The sequence below is a fragment of the Pseudoalteromonas sp. PAST1 genome, assembly GCF_021532515.1.
Taxonomy (GTDB): domain Bacteria; phylum Pseudomonadota; class Gammaproteobacteria; order Enterobacterales; family Alteromonadaceae; genus Pseudoalteromonas; species Pseudoalteromonas simplex.
The window spans coordinates 17,760-38,818 of the sequence record NZ_JAKGBH010000032.1 but is presented as its reverse complement, the minus strand read 5'-3'; the positions used below and the strand labels follow the sequence as shown (position 1 = coordinate 38,818).

General features: G+C 41.7%; 19 protein-coding genes and 1 tRNA gene. 12 read left to right on the top strand and 8 right to left on the bottom strand.

Annotated features, from left to right (window positions below):
• Window positions 1-8 precede the first annotated feature (8 nt).
• The 3 genes from L1272_RS15595 to L1272_RS15585 form a co-directional block, all read right to left on the bottom strand.
• Window positions 9-1,814 carry a DEAD/DEAH box helicase gene (locus L1272_RS15595; RefSeq protein WP_138619858.1) on the bottom strand — a complete coding sequence of 602 codons (1,806 nt, stop codon included), beginning with the start codon at window positions 1,812-1,814 and terminating at the stop codon, window positions 9-11.
• Window positions 1,815-1,961: 147 nt separating this feature from the next.
• A complete protein-coding gene (locus L1272_RS15590) occupies window positions 1,962-2,225 on the bottom strand; it encodes a GrxA family glutaredoxin (protein WP_235373809.1) in 264 nt (87 codons plus the stop codon).
• A 111-nt stretch (window positions 2,226-2,336) separates the two neighbouring features.
• A complete protein-coding gene (locus tag L1272_RS15585; protein WP_235373808.1) occupies window positions 2,337-2,795 on the bottom strand; it encodes a TlpA family protein disulfide reductase in 459 nt (152 codons plus the stop codon).
• A gap of 330 nt (window positions 2,796-3,125) precedes the next feature.
• On the opposite strand from L1272_RS15585, the gene L1272_RS15580 reads away from it, so the two are divergent.
• Window positions 3,126-3,572: an Hsp20 family protein gene (locus L1272_RS15580; RefSeq protein ID WP_054562102.1), complete on the top strand. Its 447-nt coding sequence runs from the start codon at window positions 3,126-3,128 to the stop codon at window positions 3,570-3,572.
• Between the two features lie 39 nt (window positions 3,573-3,611).
• Here the strand turns inward: L1272_RS15580 and L1272_RS15575 are convergent, their stop codons facing one another.
• The 4 genes from L1272_RS15575 to L1272_RS15560 form a co-directional block, all read right to left on the bottom strand.
• Window positions 3,612-4,136, bottom strand: coding sequence for a hypothetical protein (locus L1272_RS15575; protein WP_138598991.1), 525 nt, complete (start codon window positions 4,134-4,136; stop codon window positions 3,612-3,614).
• Entirely contained in the window at window positions 4,133-5,317 is a 1,185-nt protein-coding gene (locus L1272_RS15570) for a peptidyl-prolyl cis-trans isomerase (RefSeq protein WP_235373807.1), read from the bottom strand. Before L1272_RS15570 ends, L1272_RS15575 begins: the two co-directional genes overlap by 4 nt.
• Window positions 5,317-6,330, bottom strand: a complete 1,014-nt coding sequence (locus L1272_RS15565) for a phospholipase (RefSeq protein ID WP_235373806.1) — start codon at window positions 6,328-6,330, stop codon at window positions 5,317-5,319. The genes L1272_RS15570 and L1272_RS15565 overlap by 1 nt, the downstream gene beginning before the upstream one ends.
• 117 nt (window positions 6,331-6,447) lie before the next feature.
• A complete protein-coding gene (locus tag L1272_RS15560; RefSeq protein WP_138598990.1) occupies window positions 6,448-7,998 on the bottom strand; it encodes a cryptochrome/photolyase family protein in 1,551 nt (516 codons plus the stop codon).
• Between the two features lie 105 nt (window positions 7,999-8,103).
• On the opposite strand from L1272_RS15560, the gene L1272_RS15555 reads away from it, so the two are divergent.
• Window positions 8,104-8,895, top strand: a complete 792-nt coding sequence (locus L1272_RS15555; RefSeq protein ID WP_199529210.1) for a DUF4124 domain-containing protein — start codon at window positions 8,104-8,106, stop codon at window positions 8,893-8,895.
• Here the strand turns inward: L1272_RS15555 and L1272_RS15550 are convergent.
• Window positions 8,886-9,350 (bottom strand): globin, encoded by a 465-nt coding sequence (locus tag L1272_RS15550; protein ID WP_166341606.1) that lies wholly within the window; start codon window positions 9,348-9,350, stop codon window positions 8,886-8,888. The genes L1272_RS15555 and L1272_RS15550 overlap by 10 nt on opposite strands.
• A 243-nt stretch (window positions 9,351-9,593) precedes the next feature.
• Here L1272_RS15550 and L1272_RS15545 point away from each other — a divergent pair.
• The 10 genes from L1272_RS15545 to L1272_RS15500 all read left to right on the top strand — a co-directional run bounded on the left by L1272_RS15545 (window position 9,594) and on the right by L1272_RS15500 (window position 21,040).
• Window positions 9,594-9,670 (top strand) — tRNA-Met (locus L1272_RS15545).
• A gap of 289 nt (window positions 9,671-9,959) precedes the next feature.
• Window positions 9,960-10,415 carry a ribosome maturation factor RimP gene (gene rimP, locus L1272_RS15540; protein WP_054553177.1) on the top strand — a complete coding sequence of 152 codons (456 nt, stop codon included), beginning with the start codon at window positions 9,960-9,962 and terminating at the stop codon, window positions 10,413-10,415.
• A gap of 38 nt (window positions 10,416-10,453) precedes the next feature.
• Complete coding sequence (gene nusA / locus L1272_RS15535) at window positions 10,454-11,953, top strand: transcription termination factor NusA (protein WP_054553176.1); 1,500 nt, start codon at window positions 10,454-10,456, stop codon at window positions 11,951-11,953.
• Between the two features lie 25 nt (window positions 11,954-11,978).
• A complete protein-coding gene (gene infB, locus L1272_RS15530; protein WP_054553175.1) occupies window positions 11,979-14,636 on the top strand; it encodes a translation initiation factor IF-2 in 2,658 nt (885 codons plus the stop codon).
• 110 nt (window positions 14,637-14,746) lie between these two features.
• Window positions 14,747-15,151: a 30S ribosome-binding factor RbfA gene (rbfA, locus tag L1272_RS15525; RefSeq protein WP_054553174.1), complete on the top strand. Its 405-nt coding sequence runs from the start codon at window positions 14,747-14,749 to the stop codon at window positions 15,149-15,151.
• Window positions 15,151-16,095 (top strand): tRNA pseudouridine(55) synthase TruB, encoded by a 945-nt coding sequence (gene truB / locus L1272_RS15520; protein WP_054553173.1) that lies wholly within the window; start codon window positions 15,151-15,153, stop codon window positions 16,093-16,095. Before rbfA ends, truB begins: the two co-directional genes overlap by 1 nt.
• A 110-nt stretch (window positions 16,096-16,205) precedes the next feature.
• The gene (gene rpsO, locus L1272_RS15515; RefSeq protein WP_054553172.1) at window positions 16,206-16,475 is read left to right on the top strand and encodes a 30S ribosomal protein S15; all 270 of its coding nucleotides are present in this window, start codon (window positions 16,206-16,208) and stop codon (window positions 16,473-16,475) included.
• A 242-nt stretch (window positions 16,476-16,717) separates the two neighbouring features.
• Entirely contained in the window at window positions 16,718-18,847 is a 2,130-nt protein-coding gene (pnp, locus tag L1272_RS15510) for a polyribonucleotide nucleotidyltransferase (RefSeq protein WP_054562096.1), read from the top strand.
• Window positions 18,848-18,975: 128 nt separating this feature from the next.
• Window positions 18,976-19,854, top strand: a complete 879-nt coding sequence (gene nlpI, locus L1272_RS15505; protein ID WP_235373805.1) for a lipoprotein NlpI — start codon at window positions 18,976-18,978, stop codon at window positions 19,852-19,854.
• On the top strand, window positions 19,838-21,040 hold the full coding sequence (locus L1272_RS15500) for a hypothetical protein (RefSeq protein ID WP_235373804.1): 1,203 nt from the start codon (window positions 19,838-19,840) through the stop codon (window positions 21,038-21,040). Before nlpI ends, L1272_RS15500 begins: the two co-directional genes overlap by 17 nt.
• Window positions 21,041-21,059: the final 19 nt, after the last annotated feature.

Here is a 21,059-nt window from a genome sequence, read left to right as displayed (position 1 = left end):
AGCTTCAATTAGTTCGCAGTGAAGCTCACTGGACGACGCTCTTTACGAGGGCCACCACGTTTTTCACCACGGTCTTTGAAGTTACGCTTCTTATCACCACGATCACCGCTTGGGCGCTCTGAGCGAGGAGCCGCAGGACCTTGGTCTTGCGTTAGCGTCATATTCATCGGACGTTTACAGATAAATACCTTTTGGAAGTGATCAAGCACATCTTTTGGCATGTTTTGTGGTAACTGTACCGTACTGTGATTGTCATGTAAGCGAATATCACCAATGAACTTGCTTGAGATATCAGCTTCGTTAGCAATCGCACCAACGATATTTTTAACTTGTACACCGTGCTCACGACCTACTTCGATACGGTAAGTATCCATAGGACCCATGTTACGGCTGTTGCGCTCACGCGGCTCACGAGGTTTACGCTCGCGTCCTTGGCGGTCGCCACGATCACCACGGTCATTGCGACGACGCTCGTTGCGCTCGCCACGCGGTTGAACTTTAACTTCTTCAACCTTGATTGGTGATTGTTGCTGCGCTAAACAAAGTAATGCACCTGCTAAGTCTTCAGCACTTAATTCAAGTTTTTCTGCCATATCAGCAGCAACTTGATTAAAGAAAGTGATGTCTTTGTTTTCAAGCGCAATTGTAAGCTTGTCTTGAAGCGCTTTAATGCGCTTTTCTTCAACAACTTTAGCTGTTGGTAAATCAACTTGTGCGATATCAGATTTCGTATGACGAATGATATTTTTAAGTAAATAACGCTCGTTATGTTTTACGAAAAGAATCGCTTTACCTTGACGACCCGCACGACCAGTACGGCCAATACGGTGAACGTAGGCTTCTGAATCTTGTGGAATATCGTAGTTAATTACTAAGCTTAAACGGTCTACATCAAGACCACGTGCAGCAACGTCTGTTGCAATAACGATATCAACTAGGCCGTTTTTCAAACGATCTACTGTGCGTTCACGTGCTTGTTGGTTCATGTCACCATTAAGTGGTGCCGCAGAGAAACCTTCGCGCTCAAGTAATTCAGCTAACTGTACCGTGTCGTTACGTGTACGTACGAAAACAATTGCACCATCGTATTGCTCAGCTTCTAAGAAGCGAACGATAGCTTTGTTTTTGTGTACGTGAGCATTCCAAAATACTTGCTCAACCGTTGATACAGTTGAGTTACGCGCAGAGATATGAACTTGCTCAGGCTCATTCATGTACTTGCTGCTGATATTTTGAATTTGCTTAGGCATGGTCGCAGAGAAAAGACATGTTTGCTTTTCACGTGGCGTTTTCTCCATGATACTTTCTACATCATCAATGAAGCCCATGCGTAACATTTCGTCTGCTTCATCAAGAACAAGGGCTTGTAAGCTCTCAAACTTGATTGTGCCACGGTTAATGTGGTCAATTAAGCGACCTGGCGTTGCAACAATGATTTGCGCGCCACGACGAAGTGCACTTAGTTGGATGCTATAGCTTTGGCCACCATAAAGGGCTAAAACTTCAACACCACGAGTATGCTTAGCATATTGTTCGAATGCCTCAGCTACTTGGATCGCAAGTTCACGCGTAGGCGTTAAAACAAGGATCTGTGGCTGCTTCACAGACGGGTCAATATTATTTAGTAACGGCAGTGCAAATGCTGCTGTTTTACCTGTACCCGTTTGCGCTAGTCCCAGTACGTCCTTTCTTTCTAGCAATAACGGTATACATTGAGCTTGGATTTCAGATGGAGTCTTGTAACCCAACTCTTCAACTGCTTTAAGGATTGCAGGAGAAAGATTTAGAGATTCAAACGTGACTGGTTCTGACATTAATACGCCTCAACGAATTTAAAGAGGCGCGCATTGTATAGGAAATACAAGGCAATTGCTTGTATAAATTACAACTAATTTGTATGTGGTTGATGTTGGTCATAATTTAATCAGTTTAAAATTACCAAAATCAACCACGTTTACAATTTATTGATATAACCCTAAATTTGCTTTAGCGTATGCTTCGAATTCAGTAAAGCCACCAATGTGGGCTTGGTCAATAAAAATCTGTGGTACGGTTGGGCAAGGTTTGCCTGCAGACTGTTCTAAATCTGCTTTGCTGATGCCTTCTTTAATGATGTCGATATAACGGTATTTAAAATCGTCACGCTCATTTGCTAGTTTTTCAGCAACGTCTTTTGCACGAACACAGTATGGGCAGCCTTCACGGCCAAAAATTACAGTTAACATATCGCTCTCCTCGATGGTTTATCTGGTTATCATCTTAACGAATTAAATGAATAAAAACAGCGCATAAAATCGATTGCACTATTCTGTTTTTTCTCACTAAAAGCGATTGAGCTAATCAAGTGTGCGCATTCTAAGGCCAAGTTCTGTTGAGTAACCCATAGAATGCGCAGTAATGGCCAACTGTTCATTAATAACATAATAAGTTGGGTAGGCACTGATTTTATAATCTTGACCTGTACTTTTACTGCCAAGTAGCACCGGCATTGTTAATTCGAGTGAATCAGTAAATTGTTTTACTTCAGTAATGTTTTGGTAATCAAGGGCAATTGCTATGGCATTTAACTTACCTTGCTGATGAGCCTTTTCTAAATTTGGCATACTGTAACGACAAATTGAGCACCAAGGCGCAAAGAAATACACCACTGTTTGCTTTCCTTGTAATTGTGCAATGGTCATCCGCTCTGTTGGGTCTTTTAGCGTGGCTAAATTAAAATAGGGGGCAGGAGTTTTATCAGTTGAGAGTAAATTACGTTGCTGAAATGCGGTCGCGGCATACACAACGACTGCCATTAACACGACATTTTTTAGCACACTGATAAATTTTTTTAAAAAAGTTGGATTTTTTTTCATTGTTATTTTGTACGTTGTTAGCCCTTTAAAATCAACTTATTCAGACCTGTTTGAGGGGGTTAAAATTTCAATTAACTTAAAAAAATTGCAATTTTTTTTTGCTAAAAATCTTGAAAAGATTTTACCCGCCCATAAATAGTTTAGTGAGGACGCCTGATGGGTCCCAAACAAACTAAAGTAATTGAAATATATAGTATTAATTTAACTTTGTTAGCACTGGTTCAATAGAAGAGTACTAACAAAATATCGCTTAAATATGAGGATATAATTATGCGTACAGTAGACTTATCACCACTTTATCGTTCATTCATCGGTTTCGATCATTTAGCATCATTAATGGATGCGGCAGCTCGCACAGACAAGCAGCCAAGTTTTCCTCCGTACAACATCGAAGCACTCGATAAAGACAAATATCGTATCACTATGGCTGTAGCAGGTTTTAGTGACAGTGAATTGACCATCGAGTCAGAAAACAACACATTGAAAGTCAGCGGTACTAAAGCTGATAAACAAGATAATGCTGAACGTAAGTTCATTCACCAAGGCATTGCAGAGCGTAACTTTGAGCGTAAGTTCCAATTAGGTGACCACGTTAAAGTGCTTGGCGCTGACCTTGAAAATGGCTTACTAAGTATCGATTTAGAGCGTGAAATTCCAGAAGCTTTAAAACCACGTAAAATTGAAATCGGTAATGGTAAATTACTCGAAAACAAGTAATTACCAACAGCATTGTTTCCCCTAGTTAGTTTTGCCGCCTCATTTGAGGCGGCTTTTTTCGTTATGTTTAGCAACTAATTCCGCTTGCATCGTCTTTAAAGCCGCAATTTTATCTTCGGCTTCATTAAGCTTATCTTCTGACAATCCCGCTTGCTTACCACGTTCTAAAAGGGATTCGAGAGTAGCAATTTTACTTTCTGCGGCATCAATAAAGCGAAGTTCTAATTCAGTTTGTTGTGTTTGATGGTATGCCTGATACGCTTTATGGTCATTAAGATCACCTGTAAACCGCTTCGTCTGCTGGGGCTGCTTTGCAATGGGTGGAAAGTAATCGGGGGTTGTGATTGCCGCATTTGTATCGGCCTCATCGATTGTTTCACTTGCAATTAAAGTTGGCTTTACGTGCATACTGGTCATTGCTTGTTGATTACGAACATCTTTTTTCTCAACCTCAACGGACACCAGTGCTTTTTCAGCAGGCACTAAAGCAATATGTTTTGATTGCACATGCATAATAACCGCAGCACTAAAAAGTACACAAAGTGCTAAAGCTAGCCATTTCATAACTTAATCCCATGCGCTTTTTGCCACGCCAACCAACTCTGTTGGTAGTTAATTATGGCTTTTTCAACTGCGATGGCCTTTTTGGCTTGATAGCGTACTGTTTCGTCATTTGCGTCAAAGTAGCCAAACGCATGATCATAGCTCATTACTACCACCCAAAAACCATTCGGTGAGCGTATTACCTCACTTAACTGTTGAGGCTTTTGTGTGAATGCTAATTGTACTGCCCAATTTCGTTTATGCTCTCGGGTTAAGTAGTTATTATATTGAGCGTAAATATCGGGCTGATTTAATTGCTTTAGTGCGTGTTGTATTGAGCTTGTTTCAGCTTGCTTTTTAAATGCTAAAGCCGCTTCTCTATCGGTAAATTCGCCGCCATGGGCCTTAACCGATTTTAGATAATGAAATCTTTCTTTGTGTTGTTGGTAATATTGCTGGATTTCAGCGTCAGTAACCTTGTTCTCTAAGCGAGTTAACACAGGGCTCTCTACATGCATAATACCTTTTACCCCTAACCAGCTTTGAATCGAAGGCCTTAGGATATCGCCCTTGGCTATAGAATAAAGATGGGGAAGCGAAATTTGCTGTGTTTGTATGACCGCATCAGCTTGCTTTAAATGCAAAAGAAATTGTCGATGTTTTAAAACTTCGGTTTTGAACAGTTCGCTATCTCCTTGATGCAAACGAAAGCGAGTCTGCATAGAAAGAGGTGCAATAAATTCGTACAGCGTCATTGGGTTTTCAAACAAATCGAGTTTAATATCATTGAACTGTTTGATTTGGGCATCACTGTACTGACCATCCAGAGGATATAGCCCTAAGTTGGTTTTCAGCCAGTGTTTATCAAATGGTTCAAGCCCAGTTGTAGCTGGTTTACCGGTGAGATTTAACTGATGAATAAACAGATTATCTAAGTAGCGCATTACATGGTAATGAGTTGAAAAGCCAACACTCGCTTGGCGCTCTACAAGCTCAGGCATGTTTTTCTGTGCGTACTTAAGTAAAAATTGATTTTCGTAAAGGCGTTCACGTGTTTGCTGTTTGCTAATATCTGGGCTTTGTTCTTTGTAGACCTGCCACATGAGATCAATTTCAGATTCTGTGTATTGATTAAACGCAGCAACTGCTAGGTTGCTAAAAAGCAAACCTAGCAGTGCTGTCAAAATGTAAAGCCCACGCATTATCGAGCAACCATGGCATGATTAAGTAGGTGAACCACCATTGCAATCGCATGGGGAACCACTTGTTTTGCAGTATCGAGTCGGTCGTAATGATCTTTTGAATTTAACACGATCCCACCTTGTGCATACGAAAATGCACCGCCTTGGGTTAACAAAGGGCGTACATCAGTTGATTGTGTATCTAATGCAGCAAAGGTTGCCATGGCTTGTGAAACGAGTGCTGGATCGTTGAGGTTTTCTTGGTCGTAGTAGTCATTCACCCAACTTTCCCAGCTTGAGTGATTTAGATCGGAGGTTGTCCAAGTATGATGAGGTTGGAGTAAATCGGTGGTGTGAAATACAAAACCTAAAATCTGTGGATTACCGCTTTGTAAGTAACTTTGATACCAGTATTGCCCTAAGTTATCGATAGGTTGGAATGGCATTTCCTCAAAATCATCATACATGCTGTAACTTGATTGGCTATCTATACGGTAATGGGCTTCAGTAACGCCATAGCTATTATATTTTGAAGAGTCAGCATTGAACCAGCCTGTTTCACCACCTTTACCATCATCAAGGTAATCACCTTTGAGCCACGTTGCGGCAAGATTATCAACAGCTCCCCATACTGTTAGTTTTTGATAGTTGTAGCCGCCAAAGTCGTTGCCATGTTGATCAGCACCTTGGGTGTGATTTTGAAAGTGCCAATAACTGGTGTATTTCACAATACTTTCTGCAGCACCCCAAACTGGTGCTTGTACGCAAGAACCTGTAATAGCCCCACAAAAAAACGTGTCCTCAAAATCATCGACGTCATAGGCTGCTTGCCCAAGTAGCTCGCCAAGCTGAGCGACAGTCATATTATTTTGCTGAGCATAGCTGACTAACGCAGCGTATTGTGTTGTGCTTGGGTGTTGTTGCATGTAGTTAACGGCATCAATCACGATACGTTTGTGGGTTTCTTGACTAAACGCATGTACGTTACTGCAGCATGCAACTAAAAACGCTGCGCTAATAAGTGTTTTTTTCATTGTGTCCTCAAAGTGTTATTTAATATGCAGCGCTATTAAAAAAGAGCGTGGTTACACTAGAGTGACAAAATAATTAAACATTTAATTAACAAGTTTACCCAATATGGTACTTTGTCATTACAGTTTTTCTAAATTATCCAAGCACCAATTAGCACGTTTAAGAGTTGCTTGCTGAACAGATTCATCTTGCTTATACCAGTTGTTATAAATCATACCGATACGAGGGTTTTGTGATAGCTGCTGTTCATGTTCTAACATAAAATGCCAATATAGGCTGTTGAATGGGCAAGCATCCTCAGTGGTTTTTTCTTTAATGTTGTAGCTACAGTGTTTGCAATAATCACTCATTTTGTTGATGTAATTTCCACTGGCAGCATAAGGTTTAGTGGCAATTAATCCCCCGTCAGCAAATTGGCTCATTCCCCGAGTGTTGGGCATTTCTACCCATTCTATGGCATCGATATAAATACCTAAATACCATTCATCTACTTCACTAGGCTTAATAGCGGTTAATAAGCAAAAGTTACCCGTGATCATCAAACGTTGTATATGGTGTGCATAAGCCGTTTGCAGGCTTTGTGTAATGGCATGGTGCATACAATTCATGTTTGTTTTGCCGTGCCAAAAATAGTCGGGTAGGGCACGCTTTGCATTTAAGGCATTTTTGCTGGCGTAATCAGGCATATTTTGCCAATAAATACCACGTACATACTCGCGCCAACCGAGAATTTGCCGAATAAAACCTTCAACTTGAGCAATATCAATAGGTTGCTTATCAAAGCTAGTTAACACTTGTTCGATGACCTGCATCGGGTGCAGCATTTTCGTATTAAGAGCAAACGATAAACGGCTGTGATACAAAGACCATTGGTACTGGGACTGGCATGTCATGGCATCTTGAAACTGACCAAAATGCACCAGTAAATGGTCGCAAAAAAAATCAAGTAACTGCTTTGCTTCAGCGCGCGTGGTTGGCCAAATTAAGGTATCGCTGCACTCACCAAAGGTATTTATTTTGTGCTTTTCTATCCGTTTAAGGATGTGGCTAACATCGTGACCGAAGCACAAAGGTTCGGGAATTTCTTTAAGATCGCTTGGTTTTAACTTGTTTCTATTTTGCTGATCAAAATTCCATTTGCCTCCACGAGGTTGGTTATCATCGTCCATTAAAATATTAAAACGTTTGCGCATAGCACGATAAAAAAACTCCATTTTTACCGGTTTATTTGGCTTAAAGTGCTGGTCAATATCGTTAAAAGGTAACAAGAAGTGTTCCGAATCAACTGCATTGACATTAAATTCGCTCTGCTGTGAAAAATCTGCAAGTTGCTTTTTAAGGCGGTATTCGTCTGGATATTGATACTCAATATTTTGGCATTGATACTGCTTCGCTAAGCGGGTGAGCAATTCAGGTAGCGTGGCATCATCTTCTGTATTATCAAGTGTTAAATGCAGGCAGTTCAAGTTGGCATTTTTGAGTGCTGTAGCAAAGTTTTCCATTGCAGCAAAAAAAGCGGTCACTTTTTGCAAATGATGCTTTACATAGTCTGTTTCTTGTTTCAATTCGGCAATCACGTACAGCGTGTCTGGTTGTGATTTATTTTTAAACCAGCTATGACTTGCATTGAGTTGATCGCCAAAGATAAATCTCAGGGTGGCATATTGCACTTCTAAAAACCTTAGTGGATCATAATTGAATTAACTACGAAACAAACTAGGAGATAGATCGATAAAGTTAGTGTATAAATAAGGTATAACTATGGAAGGCAAAAAATGAAATCTAACACTATTAATACTCATATTATTTGGGCTACATGTTTATTTATAAGCACTGCGGCGAGTGCATCAGTGTATCAGTGCGAAAAAAATGGTGTGGTTGAGTTTAGTCAGTTGCCATGTGGGGAAGATGCTAAATTAATAACAATAAAAGAGCAAAACCCTTTCCTATCCAATGCTGTACAAGGAAAAAGTACTGAGTCAGTATATTCTCAAACGACTGGTCAAGTTGATAGCTATATCAGGACCAAACAAATAGCAGCAGAAATAGCTGAGCATAATAATAAAATAGATACCTTTAAGCTTCGTATGAATAATGAAATTGCAGCATTAAATAATCAGTCCGATGCGCAGTTACAAAACTTAGTTGGTGCAAAAAAACAAGCTGCTATTGCAAAGCAAATGAGTGCTGTATCTGAGCGTTATGCTGTTCTTATTGACAATGAACAGCGTAGTATTGACAGACTAATCGCCGAAAATAACAGAATAAACAATAGTTTCAATGAACTATCAAATAACGATGAGGTTGATAGCTTTATTCGTAGCAAACAAATCATGCAACAAATCGCTGAGCATGAAAATAAGATCGATACTTATAACGAACAACTAAACCAACAGATTAGCCTACTAGAAAAGCAAGTTAGTCATAGACCAAATAACTTAGCTGACGCAAATAGTGATCAAGCTTTAGTTGATAAAATGAGTGCGTTGACAAGCCGCTTCAATACACTTATCTCTGTTGAGCAAAGGCAAATTGATAGACTTCGAAATGAACTGAGTCAATTGTGAGCTTTATAAACCAAGCGTCTTGTTTTAATAGAAACCACGGTAGAGTGTGAAAATAAGTAACTTTTCACAATATTAGAAAAAATACGAATAGCCAGCTCCCAAGCTTGTTGCTGATGGCTATTGTAGGTCTTGATAAAGAGTAGACGAGTCTCAATAAAAGCCTCACAAAGAATATCAATATCTTTTGACGCTACGTTTAAAAAGCTCAGGTTATTCGCTAAATAATGAATAAACGGCGTGACTTGCTGTAAGTCATCAAGGTGACTTACTACTTTGTTGAGCGCACAGTAAAGAATATAGCTACGCTTAGTTATGCTGTCTTGCTCAGGCACTGTCATGGTTAACTGACGAGCATTAAGACTGCGATGATATGCGCTTGTAAACTGATGGAAATCTGGTTTTAGCAATTCAATATCTTGTAGTAACAGTCTTTTTTGAAATGAAGATAGACTCATAGTAAATCGCTTAATAGCCAAGGCTATAGGTTATTCTTATTATATGACTAAATATAGACGAGAATTTTCAGTTATGGGAAATTTTATGACAAGGTTGTCATAAAATTTTTAGGCAAAAAATAGTCTAACTAATTCATGTAGGAAGGTTGCTAATTGAGCGCTACATGCTTATAATAGCCGCCATTGAATTGAGGTGTTTAGCACTCGATTAAACGATATTAAGTTACTTTTAATATCTATTGGCGCGGAATGGAGCAGCCTGGTAGCTCGTCGGGCTCATAACCCGAAGGTCGTCGGTTCAAATCCGGCTCCCGCAACCAAATACATGCTAAGGCATTGTAAGTGTACTTAGTATGCACAGTAATTTTTACTGTATGAAGTCGCGCATTCTGGTAATGCGCGTTTTGCGTTTAGGCTATCTAGTTTAATTTAGTCAGGTGACTGACTCGCAACCAAGCTTGGCCCTAGGCCACACAGTTTTATGCTTTAGGTGTGACGCCCCGCTTGGTTCGGGGCGTTGTTGTATCTGCTTGGCGGTGATTTTAAATCATTATTAAACTCAGTATTTCAGGGCTATATGCCCTTTTTTTGTTTGTATGGAGGATTTTCGTGACAAAACTTGAGCAAGATTTAGTAGCCATGCTCTCACCGGCCGTTGAAATGTTAGGCTTTGAGTTACATGGTCTTGAGTTTGTGCAAGCTGGTCGCCACTCTACATTACGTGTTTATATCGATCACGATGCAGGGATTACGGTTGACAATTGTGCCGACGTTAGTCGTCAAGTTAGCGCAATTTTAGACGTCGAAGACCCAATTACAAATGAATATGATTTGGAAGTTTCGTCTCCTGGTGTTGATCGTCCATTATTCAAACAAGATCACTACGAGAAGGCGCAAGGAGAAGAAGTACGCGTGCGTACTAAGCTTCCGCAAGATGGTCGTCGTAACTTTAAAGGCGATTTAGTATCAGTTAGCAGTGATATGATCACACTTTCAGCAGATGGCACTGAGCATATGATTATGATCAGTAACATTGAACGTGCGAACATCATCGCAAAGTTTTAATTCGAGTGCGAAGGAATAGGGCAAGCGAGGCATAACCCATGGCAAAAGAAATATTATTGGTTGCTGAAGCCGTCTCCAATGAGAAAGCGGTTCCAAAAGAAAAGATTTTTGAAGCGTTAGAGTTCGCATTAGCGACTGCGACAAAGAAAAAACACGATGGCGAAATTGAAGTTCGCGTATCAATCGATCGTAAAACAGGTGATTACGACACATTCCGTCGTTGGAAGATTGCTGAAGTTCTTGAAGATGGTTCTTTAGAAAACCCTTACAGCGAAATCACACTTGAAGCGGCACAGGTTGAAGACGAAAGCCTACAATTAGGCGATTACGTTGAAGAACAAATTGAGTCAATCAAGTTTGACCGTATTACAACACAAATGGCTAAGCAAGTTATCGTACAAAAAGTACGTGAAGCTGAGCGTGCATTAGTGGTTGAAGAATACAAAGATCAACAAGGCGAATTAGTAACAGGTGTTGTTAAAAAAGCAACCCGTGATGCTATCGTACTTGACCTAGGTAACAATGCTGAAGCGGTTATCTACCGTGATGATATGTTACCGCGTGAAAACTTCCGCCCGGGTGACCGTATCCGTGGTCTTCTTTATGAAGTTAAGCCTGAAGCTCGTGGCGCGCAGTTATTTGTAACGCGTTCTAAGCCAGAAATGCTAATGGAACTTTTCCGCATTGAGGTGCCAGAGATTGGCGAAGAGATGATTGAACTACGTGCAGCTGCACGTGATCCAGGCTCTCGTGCAAAAATCGCGGTAAAATCTAACGACAAACGTATCGACCCAGTAGGTGCGTGTGTTGGTATGCGTGGTGCACGTGTACAAGCAGTTTCAACTGAGCTTGGTGGTGAGCGTGTTGATATCGTTCTTTACGATGACAACCCAGCGCAATTCGTTATCAATGCAATGGCGCCAGCAGAAGTTGCGTCAATCGTAATGGACGAAGATACACACTCAATGGATATCGCTGTTGAAGCCGATAACCTAGCACAAGCAATCGGTCGTAATGGTCAAAACGTTCGTCTTGCTAGCCAGTTAACTGGTTGGGAATTAAACGTAATGACCGTTGATGACATGCGTGCGAAGAACGAAGCTGAATCAGATAAGCTAATCAACTTATTCACTGAGTACCTAGATATCGATGATGAGTTTGCAACATTACTTATCAACGAAGGTTTCTCGACACTTGAAGAAGTGGCTTACGTACCAGCATCAGAATTCTTAGAAATTGACGGTTTAGATGAAGAAACAGTTGATATCTTACGTTCACGTGCAAAAGACGCATTAACAACGAAAGCGCTTAAAACTGAAGAAAGCTTAGAAGGTGCAGAACCTGCAGAAGACCTACTAGCACTTGAAGGTTTAGAGCGTCACCTTGCATTTGTTATGGCAAGTAAAGGTGTAGTAACACTTGAAGACTTAGCTGAGCAAGGCATTGATGAGTTAGTAGACATCACTGAACTTTCAGAAGAAGAAGCTGGCAAGCTAATTATGGCTGCGCGTAACATTTGTTGGTTCGCAGACGAGTAATTTATTAACGGAGGTATTACACACTATGGCAGAAGTAAATGTTGAAAAACTAGCCGGAGATATTGGTACAACTGTTGATAAATTACTACAGCAGCTAGAACAAGCCGGTATTTCTAAAAAAGCAGGTGATATGGTAACTGAGTCTGAAAAGTCGACGTTATTAGATCACTTGAGCAAGCAGCACGGCGGCACGGGCTCAGAAGGCCCAGCTCGCATGACTTTGCAACGTAAAAGCAAAAGTACGCTAAGCGTAACTGGCTCTACAGGTAAAGCGAAGTCTGTGCAAGTTGAAGTACGTAAAACACGTACTTACGTTAAGAAAAGCGCCATTGAGCAACAGCAAGAAGAAGAGCGTTTAGCTGCAGAAGAAGCTGCACGTAAAGCAGCAGAGCTTAAAGCCCAGCAAGAAGCTGAAGAGCTTAAAGCGAAACAAGAGGCAGAGCGCAAAGCGAAAGAAGAAGCTGAGCGTAAAGCCAAAGAAGAGGCTAAACGTAAAGCTGAAGCTGAGCGTAAAGCGAAACAGAAGCAGATGACCCCAGAGCAAAGTGCTAAGTCTGAACAAGATCGCGCCGAAGCTGAGCGTCTGCAAAAAGAAGCAGAAGAGGCCGCATTGAGAAAAGCTGAAGAAGAAGCGAAACGTCAAGCAGAAGAGGCAAGAAAGCTAGCTGAAGAAAATGAAGCTCGCTGGAAAAAGGAAGAAGAAGAGCGTAAGCAGCGTGAAGAAAACGCTGATCACCACCTTACGACTTCTACTTACGCACGTGAAGCAGAAGATGAATCTGATGCACGTGAAGAGCAAAGCGCTCGTCGTAAGAAAAAGAAAAAAGGACCTCAAAAAGAGAAACAGCCTACTGGTCCTAAAGGCAAGAAAGGTAAGCTGAAAGCACCAACGTCTTTACAACATGGTTTCCAAAAACCAACAGCAGACGTGAAAAACGAAGTTCGTATCAGTGAAACAATCACTGTTGCTGAGCTTGCATCACGTATGGCTGTTAAAGGTGCTGAAGTTGTTAAAACGATGATGAAGATGGGTGACATGGTTACCATCAACCAAGTGATCGACCAAGAAACAGCACAACTTGTAGCTGAAGAAATGGGTCACAAGGTTATTATCGTTAAAGAAAACGAATTAGAAGAGAAAGTACTAAGCGATCGTAGCGAAGAAGGTAAAGCAATTCCTCGTGCGCCGGTTGTAACGGTAATGGGTCACGTTGACCACGGTAAAACGTCAACACTTGACTACATTCGTTCAGCAAAAGTTGCTTCAGGTGAGGCAGGTGGTATTACACAGCACATTGGTGCATACCACGTTGAAACAAATGGTCACATGATCACGTTCTTAGATACTCCGGGCCACGCCGCGTTTACATCAATGCGTGCTCGTGGTGCTAAAGCAACGGATATCGTAATCCTAGTAGTTGCTGCGGATGATGGTGTAATGCCACAAACTAAAGAAGCGGTTCAGCACGCCCGTGCTGCAGGCGTTCCTTTAATCATCGCAGTAAACAAGATGGATAAAGAAGGCATCGACCCAGATCGCGTTAAGAACGAACTAGCACAATTAGACGTTATCCCAGAAGAGTGGGGTGGTGACACGCAATTCGTTCATATCTCAGCAAAAACAGGTTTAGGTATTGATGACCTACTTGAAGCAGTACTAATGCAAGCTGAAATCCTAGAGCTAACTGCACCAGCTGAAGGTATGGCTGCAGGTGTTGTAATTGAATCACGTCTTGATAAAGGCCGTGGTCCAGTTGCGTCAATCCTAGTTCAGTCTGGTACGCTTAACCAAGGTGATATCGTACTATGTGGTCTTGAATATGGCCGTGTTCGTGCGATGAAAGATGAGAACGGTAAAGATATCAAGTCTGCGGGTCCGTCTATCCCAGTTGAGATTTTAGGTCTATCAGGTATCCCTGCTGCTGGTGATGAAGCAACAGTAGTTAAAGATGAGCGTAAAGCACGTGAAGTAGCACTTTACCGTCAAGGTAAGTTCCGTGAAGTGAAGCTTGCTCGTCAACAAAAAGCGAAGCTTGAAAACATGTTTACGAACATGGCTGAAGGCGATGTATCAGAAGTTAACATCGTTCTTAAAGCTGACGTACAAGGTTCAATTGAAGCAATCGCTGATTCATTAACTAAGCTTTCTACTGATGAAGTTAAAGTGAAGATTGTTGGTTCAGGTGTAGGTGGTATCACTGAAACTGATGCAACGCTTGCAGCGGCGTCAAACGCAATCGTTGTTGGCTTTAACGTACGTGCTGATGCATCAGCTCGTAAAGTAATTGAGTCAGAAAACCTAGACTTACGTTACTACAGCGTAATCTACAGCCTGATTGAAGAAGTTAAACAAGCGATGTCAGGTATGCTTGCACCAGAATTCAAGCAAGAGATCATTGGTCTTGCTGAAGTTCGTGACGTGTTCAAGTCACCGAAGATTGGTGCAATCGCAGGCTGTATGGTTACTGAAGGTATCGTTAAGCGTAGCGCGCCTATCCGTGTACTTCGTGATAACGTGGTTATCTATGAAGGTGAACTTGAGTCACTACGTCGCTTTAAAGATGACGTTCAAGAAGTACGTAACGGTATGGAATGTGGTATCGGCGTTAAGAACTACAACGATGTTAAAGTTGGCGACCAAATCGAGGTATTCGAGACGGTTGAAGTACAACGTTCACTTTAATTTCGTTTAAGTTATTGCTTTAAATGGGGGCCTAGCCCCCATTTGTGTATTCGTAATTAAATTAACTTATTCTTTAACATCAATAAGTTATTATTTTAGAGTGAAATGAAATGAGAGAATTTTCTCGCACTGATCGTGTTGCACAGCAAATTCAAAAAGAGATTGCTGTTATTCTTCAACGCGAAATCAAAGATCCACGCTTAGGCATGGTGACAGTGTCTGCGGTTGAGGTATCTCGCGACTTATCTTACGCAAAAGTATTTATCACAGTGTTTAATACTGATGATGAAGATAAAGCCAAGCAAAGCGCTAAAATCTTAAATGAAGCAACGGGTTATATTCGTTCTTTATTAGGTAAACGTATTCGTGCGCGCATCATGCCTGAGTTACGTTTTGTGATCGATAACTCGCTTATGGAAGGTATGCGTATTTCAAACTTGGTTGACTCAGTTATTCGTGAAGACAATGCCAAGCATGTAGACGAAGATGACAGCGAAGAAGGCACTAAAGACTAATGGCTAGACGCAGTAAAGGTCGTGCTATTGACGGCATCTTATTACTTAATAAGCCGCAAGGTATTTCATCAAACAAAGCATTGCAGCAAGCAAAGGGAATTTACTTTGCACAAAAAGCAGGCCACACCGGTGCGCTTGATCCGCTCGCGACGGGTATGTTGCCTATTTGTTTTGGTGAAGCGACTAAGTTTACCCAGTTCTTGCTTGATACTGACAAAACCTATGTTGTACGCGCCAAGCTTGGTGAGCGAACCACGACCTCTGATTCAGATGGTGAAGTGGTTGAAACGCGTGACGTATCGGTCACCCGTGAACAATTAGCTGAGCAAATTGCCAGTTTCTTAGGTGAGTCGGATCAATACCCTTCGATGTACTCTGCGCTAAAATACCAAGGCCAGCCTTTGTATAAATATGCTCGCGAAGGTATCGAAGTGCCGCGTAAGTGTCGAAAAATTAATGTATTTAGTTTAACGCTTGATGAGTTTGATGAAGCTAATAACGAAGTACAAATGACGGCACACGTGTCTAAAGGCACTTATATTCGTACTATTGTTGACGACTTAGGTGAAAAGCTTGGCTGTGGTGCGCATGTCATCATGTTACATCGCAGTGCTGTTGGCCACTATCCAAGTGAAAAAATGGTTACTCTTGAGCAACTTGAAGAAAAGCTACAGCAGGCAAAAGCAGACGATGTTGCGCCTTCAAGCTACCTCGATGAGCTACTACTGCCAATGGATACTGCTTTGGTTGATTTACCTGTGATTGAGATCACTCAAGAGCAGGGAGTGGCATTTAGTCATGGTCAAACAGTGGTGATTGGTAAGCCTGTACCAGATGGTGTGGTAAAGGTAATGGCTGATGGGGTGTTCATTGGTACTGGTGAGCGTCATAAAGACGGCCACTTAAAATCAAAGCGCGGCTTATCAAATCAACTGCCTGAGTAAAGATTACCTTGTAGTTATGAGCAAAGCTGGGTAGAATACGCCCCGCTCAATCGTTTTGGCTGAATTAGTGATCGGCTAAAACACAATTTAAATTAATTTTTGGAGTTACTATGTCACTAAGCAATCAAGAAAAAGTTGAAATCATCGCTAAATTTGCACGCGCTGAAGGCGACACTGGTTCACCTGAAGTACAAGTTGCACTTCTAACTTTCGATATCAACAAGCTTCAAGGTCACTTTGCTAGCCACAAGCACGACTTCCACTCACGTCGTGGTCTTCTTCGCAAAGTAAGCCAACGCCGTAAACTGCTTGACTACCTTAAAGGTAAAGACATTGCACGTTACACTGCGTTAATCCAAGAGCTTGGCCTACGTCGCTAAGAACTAGATTACGAGAAAAGGGGCTATTTAGCCCCTTTTTTTGTGCGCGCATGAAAGGTATACTAGCGCACACCTAGGTAGTGGATACTGCTTAGATATTAAAAAACATCATTGCCAATTGTAGTACTTAATCGTGTTTTCATAAGCACAATTAAGTACTGTAATTGGTACTTTGATGGACTATTTTTTACCAATTCGGAGCATAGCTCTGAGTTGCTTTTACATTTAAAGGACATTTTTAAGTGCAAGCAATTATTAAAGAATTTCAACTAGGTCAACACACTGTGACCCTAGAAACAGGTGCTATCGCTCGTCAAGCTGACGGCGCAGTACTAGCAAGCATTGGCGATACTTCAGTATTAGTTACTGTTGTTGGTAAGCGTGATGCACAACCAGGTCAAGACTTCTTCCCACTAACAGTTAACTACCAAGAGCGTATGTACGCTGCGGGTCGTATCCCTGGTGGTTTCCTTAAGCGTGAAGGTCGTCCTAACGATGGCGAAACACTTATCGCTCGTCTAATCGACCGTCCAATCCGTCCACTTTTCCCAGACGGCTTCGTAAACGAAGTACAAGTAATCGCGACAGTTGTTTCTGTTAACCCAGAAATCCAACCTGACATGGTTGCTATGATTGGTACTTCAGCAGCACTTGCTATCTCTGGTATCCCATTCAATGGTCCTATCGGTGCATCACGTGTTGGTTTCATCAACGGTGAATACGTACTTAACCCAACACTAGCTGAGCTTGAAGAAAGCCAATTAGACCTAGTAGTTGCTGGTACTGATAACGCAGTACTTATGGTTGAATCAGAAGCTGAAACACTATCTGAAGACGTAATGTTAGGTGCGGTTGTTTATGGTCATGAGCAATCTCAAGCTATCATCAACGCAATCAACGAGTTCAAAGCTGAAGCGGGTAAACCAGCTTGGGATTGGACTGCACCAGAGAAAAACGTAACACTTGCTGAGAAAATCTCTGCAATTGCTGCTGATAAAGTAGGTGAAGCATACCGCATCACTGACAAAGTAGCGCGTAAAGAAGCACTAGGTGCAGCGAAAGAAGAAGTGGTTGCTACATTAACAGCTGAACTTGCTGAAGGCGAAGAGCTAGATACGCAAGAAGTTGGTAAACTATTCGGTTCTTTAGAAAAAGAAATCGTTCGTGGCCGTATCATCGCTGGTGAAAAACGTATCGATGGTCGTGAACCAGATATGGTTCGTGCACTAGATGTAATGACGGGTGTTTTACCACGTACTCACGGTTCTGCAATCTTCACGCGTGGTGAGACGCAAGCACTTGTAACTGCAACGCTTGGTACTGAGCGTGATTCACAGTTAATCGACGACTTAACAGGTACTAACAAGCATCACTTCATGCTTCACTACAACTTCCCTCCGTTCTGCGTAGGTGAAACAGGTTTTGTAGGCTCTCCTAAGCGTCGTGAAATTGGTCACGGTAACCTAGCTAAGCGTGGTATCGCTGCGGTACTACCTACACTTACTGACTTCCCATACTCAATCCGTGTTGTTTCAGAAATCACTGAATCAAACGGTTCATCGTCTATGGCATCAGTATGTGGTACATCACTAGCACTTATGAATGCAGGTGTACCAATTAAAGCATCTGTTGCTGGTATCGCGATGGGTCTAGTTAAAGAAGGCGACGATTTCGTTGTTCTTTCAGATATCTTAGGTGATGAAGATCACTTAGGTGACATGGACTTTAAAGTAGCAGGTACTTCAAACGGTATCACTGCACTACAAATGGATATCAAGATCGAAGGTATCACTAAAGAAATCATGCAAATCGCCCTTAAACAAGCGAAAGCAGCACGTCTACACATCTTAGGTGTTATGGACGAAGCGATTGCAGCACCTTCTGAAGAGTTATCTCAATTCGCACCTCGCATCTACACAATGCAAATCCCTGCGAAGAAAATTGCTGAAGTTATCGGTAAAGGTGGCGCAACTATCCGTCAACTTACTGAAGAAACGGGCACAACGATTGAAATCGAAGATGACGGTACAATCAAGATCGCTGCAACTGACGGCATCAGCGCAAACGATGCAATCAAGCGTATCGAGCAATTAACTGCTGAGCTAGAAGTAGGTACTATCTACACTGGTAAAGTTGTACGTATCGTTGATTTTGGTGCGTTCGTTAATATCCTTCCGGGTAAAGACGGTCTAGTGCACATTTCACAAATCAGCACAGAGCGTGTTAACAACGTAACTGACCACCTAAGTGAAGGCCAAGAAGTTAAAGTTAAAGTTCTTGAAGTAGATCGCCAAGGTCGTGTACGTCTAAGCATCAAAGAAGCTATGGAACCAGCTGCTGAAGAGAAAGCAGAAGAGTCTAAAGACGCTTAATGATGATTACATAACCAGTTATTTACTGGATATAAGAAAAAGGGGCTGTTTAGCCCCTTTTTTTATGCTTTAATGAAACCTATCCGCTTCGCCTTTGTCTACAGAGAATTCAGGTATTAAGGAATTTAATGATTTTTAAACACTTAGCATTGACCGCTGTGGCTATTTTTTCTTTAAGTGCATGTCAAACAACTTCACAACCTGAGTCAGTCGCTATTGTTAATGTGCCTTTTACCGCACCATTAGCGCCTGATTTTCGTAACGAAATTACGATTGCTCGCTATTCTGAATTACTAAACCGTGCTGATTTAAGTGCCGAGCAACAAGCCAAACTTTATTATGATCGCGGTGTATTATTTGACAGCTTAGGTATGTCGACCTTGGCGCGTATTGACTTTAACCGTGCGATTAAGCTCAAACCAGACCTAGCTGAGGTGTATAACTTCTTAGGCATTCATCACACACTAATGCAGCAGTATGAACAAGCTTATGAGTTTTTTGATTCGGCACTTGAGCTTAACGAGCAGCATGAGTATGCCTATTTAAATCGTGGTATTGCCCTTTACTATGGTGACCGCCCATCACTTGCACAAGATGATTTACAGCAGTTTTTAAATCGTTCACCAAGCGACCCTTACCGTGTGCTATGGCTTTATTTAGCTCAATCAGAAGCTGATAAAGCGCAGGCCTTAGTTGATTTAAAAGCTAACTCGCAGGGTGTTGATGAGTCGCAATGGGGTTACCAACTATTGGCACTTTATTTAGGTGACATTAGTGAGTTTGAGTTTTTATCTGGCATTATTGAAGGTGTGACTTCAGAGCAAGAGTATGCGCACCGCTTATGCGAAGCTTATTTCTACCTAGCGAAGATGCATCAAGCGGCGGGTGATAACTATCTTGCTGCCGATTACTTTAGACTTGCCCTTGCCACCAATGTGCATGAGTTTGTTGAATACAAATATGCCCGCTTAGAGCTTGAGTTAATGGCTGGTGAAAACGCAAGCTAAGGTTTCTTTTACTGCTATTCTATTACTGAGCTTGGGTTTTGTTTCAAGCTCAGTGTCTCGTTTTATTCCCGCTTACGCTTTTTACGCAAATACCACTCCTTCACAAGCAACGGCTATCTATCACTTGGCGCCCAGCGCCATTAATTTGCAGCATTTAGTGCTGAGTAACTCACAGCTTCGTCAGTTAGCAAGGCTTAATGATAGTAATGCGGCGTATCAGCTTGCGCTCAGATTTTTGCAGCAACATGATTACACCGCAGCAAAATTATGGTGGCAGCCTTACTTTGCTAAATTCAATTCAGCTCAGCAACAAACCTTAGCGGAGCAGCTAGTCAGAGCAAACCAGTGGCTCGATATAAGTTACCTAGGTAAAGCTGGCAAGTTACCTGACGGAGATGCCAAGCAAGCGTGGCTGTTGCAGCAACAAATGCCGCCAGCTCAAATTGACCCAGCTTATGCGCAGCAACAGCAATTAGCCTTATCAACATCAAGTGTACAGGCAAGCAGTCAGTGCCAATTTAATGTTTTAATGATGACAGATCATTACAAAGGCATTGATACTTTAAAGCAGTATAAGCAGCAATATAGTAAAGCGCCTGAGCCTGCAAAAGGCAGCTTTTGTTTTACTGAGGTTGTTTATGTTGCCGATAAGTTTAGCTGTGATGGCAACGATGGGGCGCTTGAATGTAACTGGCAAAATGCGGCTGAGTATTCATGGCCTGAAGGTTTTGACTTTATTGTGATGATGTCAAAGCAAGGGGCTGCTAATGTGCTTGGCGGGATTATGCATATTAATTCATCGCAATCTTACGCGGTATTTCTACATGAGCTAATGCATTTTAATGGTTTTGAAGATGAATATGTTTTAGCAGAGCAAAAACAACAGTGGCTGTGTAATCAACAGGGGCTAGTTGCGCCAAATCTATTTATTGCAAATGAGGTTTCTCCGCCAAAAGGGTGGCAAAAAAGTATCGCTTGTAGCAACAAAAAAGCCTATAAACCAAGCCCTAATTGGTCAATAATGCAATACCAAACTATGAGCCTGTCTGAGCAATACCGAGAGCTTTGGCAAAAACAAATTAACCAGCCCTTAACAAAGCCGATTCGGTTTTCTGAATATTTTGCCTTTTTAGGCTTAAAGCCAGTGTTTACAACAGCTTCCAAAGAGCATAAATTTTCTGACTAATCGTCTATTTATTGCTATT

What these genes read in the sequence shown, in the direction of transcription:
- L1272_RS15595 (WP_138619858.1), bottom strand. Translation starts at nt 1,814, where the DNA reads ATGTCAGAACCAGTCACGTTTGAATCTCTAAATCTTTCTCCTGCAATC.
- L1272_RS15590 (WP_235373809.1), bottom strand. Translation starts at nt 2,225, where the DNA reads ATGTTAACTGTAATTTTTGGCCGTGAAGGCTGCCCATACTGTGTTCGT.
- L1272_RS15585 (WP_235373808.1), bottom strand. Translation starts at nt 2,795, where the DNA reads ATGGCAGTCGTTGTGTATGCCGCGACCGCATTTCAGCAACGTAATTTA.
- L1272_RS15580 (WP_054562102.1), top strand. Translation starts at nt 3,126, where the DNA reads ATGCGTACAGTAGACTTATCACCACTTTATCGTTCATTCATCGGTTTC.
- L1272_RS15575 (WP_138598991.1), bottom strand. Translation starts at nt 4,136, where the DNA reads ATGAAATGGCTAGCTTTAGCACTTTGTGTACTTTTTAGTGCTGCGGTT.
- L1272_RS15570 (WP_235373807.1), bottom strand. Translation starts at nt 5,317, where the DNA reads ATGCGTGGGCTTTACATTTTGACAGCACTGCTAGGTTTGCTTTTTAGC.
- L1272_RS15565 (WP_235373806.1), bottom strand. Translation starts at nt 6,330, where the DNA reads ATGAAAAAAACACTTATTAGCGCAGCGTTTTTAGTTGCATGCTGCAGT.
- L1272_RS15555 (WP_199529210.1), top strand. Translation starts at nt 8,104, where the DNA reads ATGAAATCTAACACTATTAATACTCATATTATTTGGGCTACATGTTTA.
- L1272_RS15550 (WP_166341606.1), bottom strand. Translation starts at nt 9,350, where the DNA reads ATGAGTCTATCTTCATTTCAAAAAAGACTGTTACTACAAGATATTGAA.
- nusA (WP_054553176.1), top strand. Translation starts at nt 10,454, where the DNA reads ATGGCAAAAGAAATATTATTGGTTGCTGAAGCCGTCTCCAATGAGAAA.
- infB (WP_054553175.1), top strand. Translation starts at nt 11,979, where the DNA reads ATGGCAGAAGTAAATGTTGAAAAACTAGCCGGAGATATTGGTACAACT.
- rbfA (WP_054553174.1), top strand. Translation starts at nt 14,747, where the DNA reads ATGAGAGAATTTTCTCGCACTGATCGTGTTGCACAGCAAATTCAAAAA.
- truB (WP_054553173.1), top strand. Translation starts at nt 15,151, where the DNA reads ATGGCTAGACGCAGTAAAGGTCGTGCTATTGACGGCATCTTATTACTT.
- rpsO (WP_054553172.1), top strand. Translation starts at nt 16,206, where the DNA reads ATGTCACTAAGCAATCAAGAAAAAGTTGAAATCATCGCTAAATTTGCA.
- nlpI (WP_235373805.1), top strand. Translation starts at nt 18,976, where the DNA reads ATGATTTTTAAACACTTAGCATTGACCGCTGTGGCTATTTTTTCTTTA.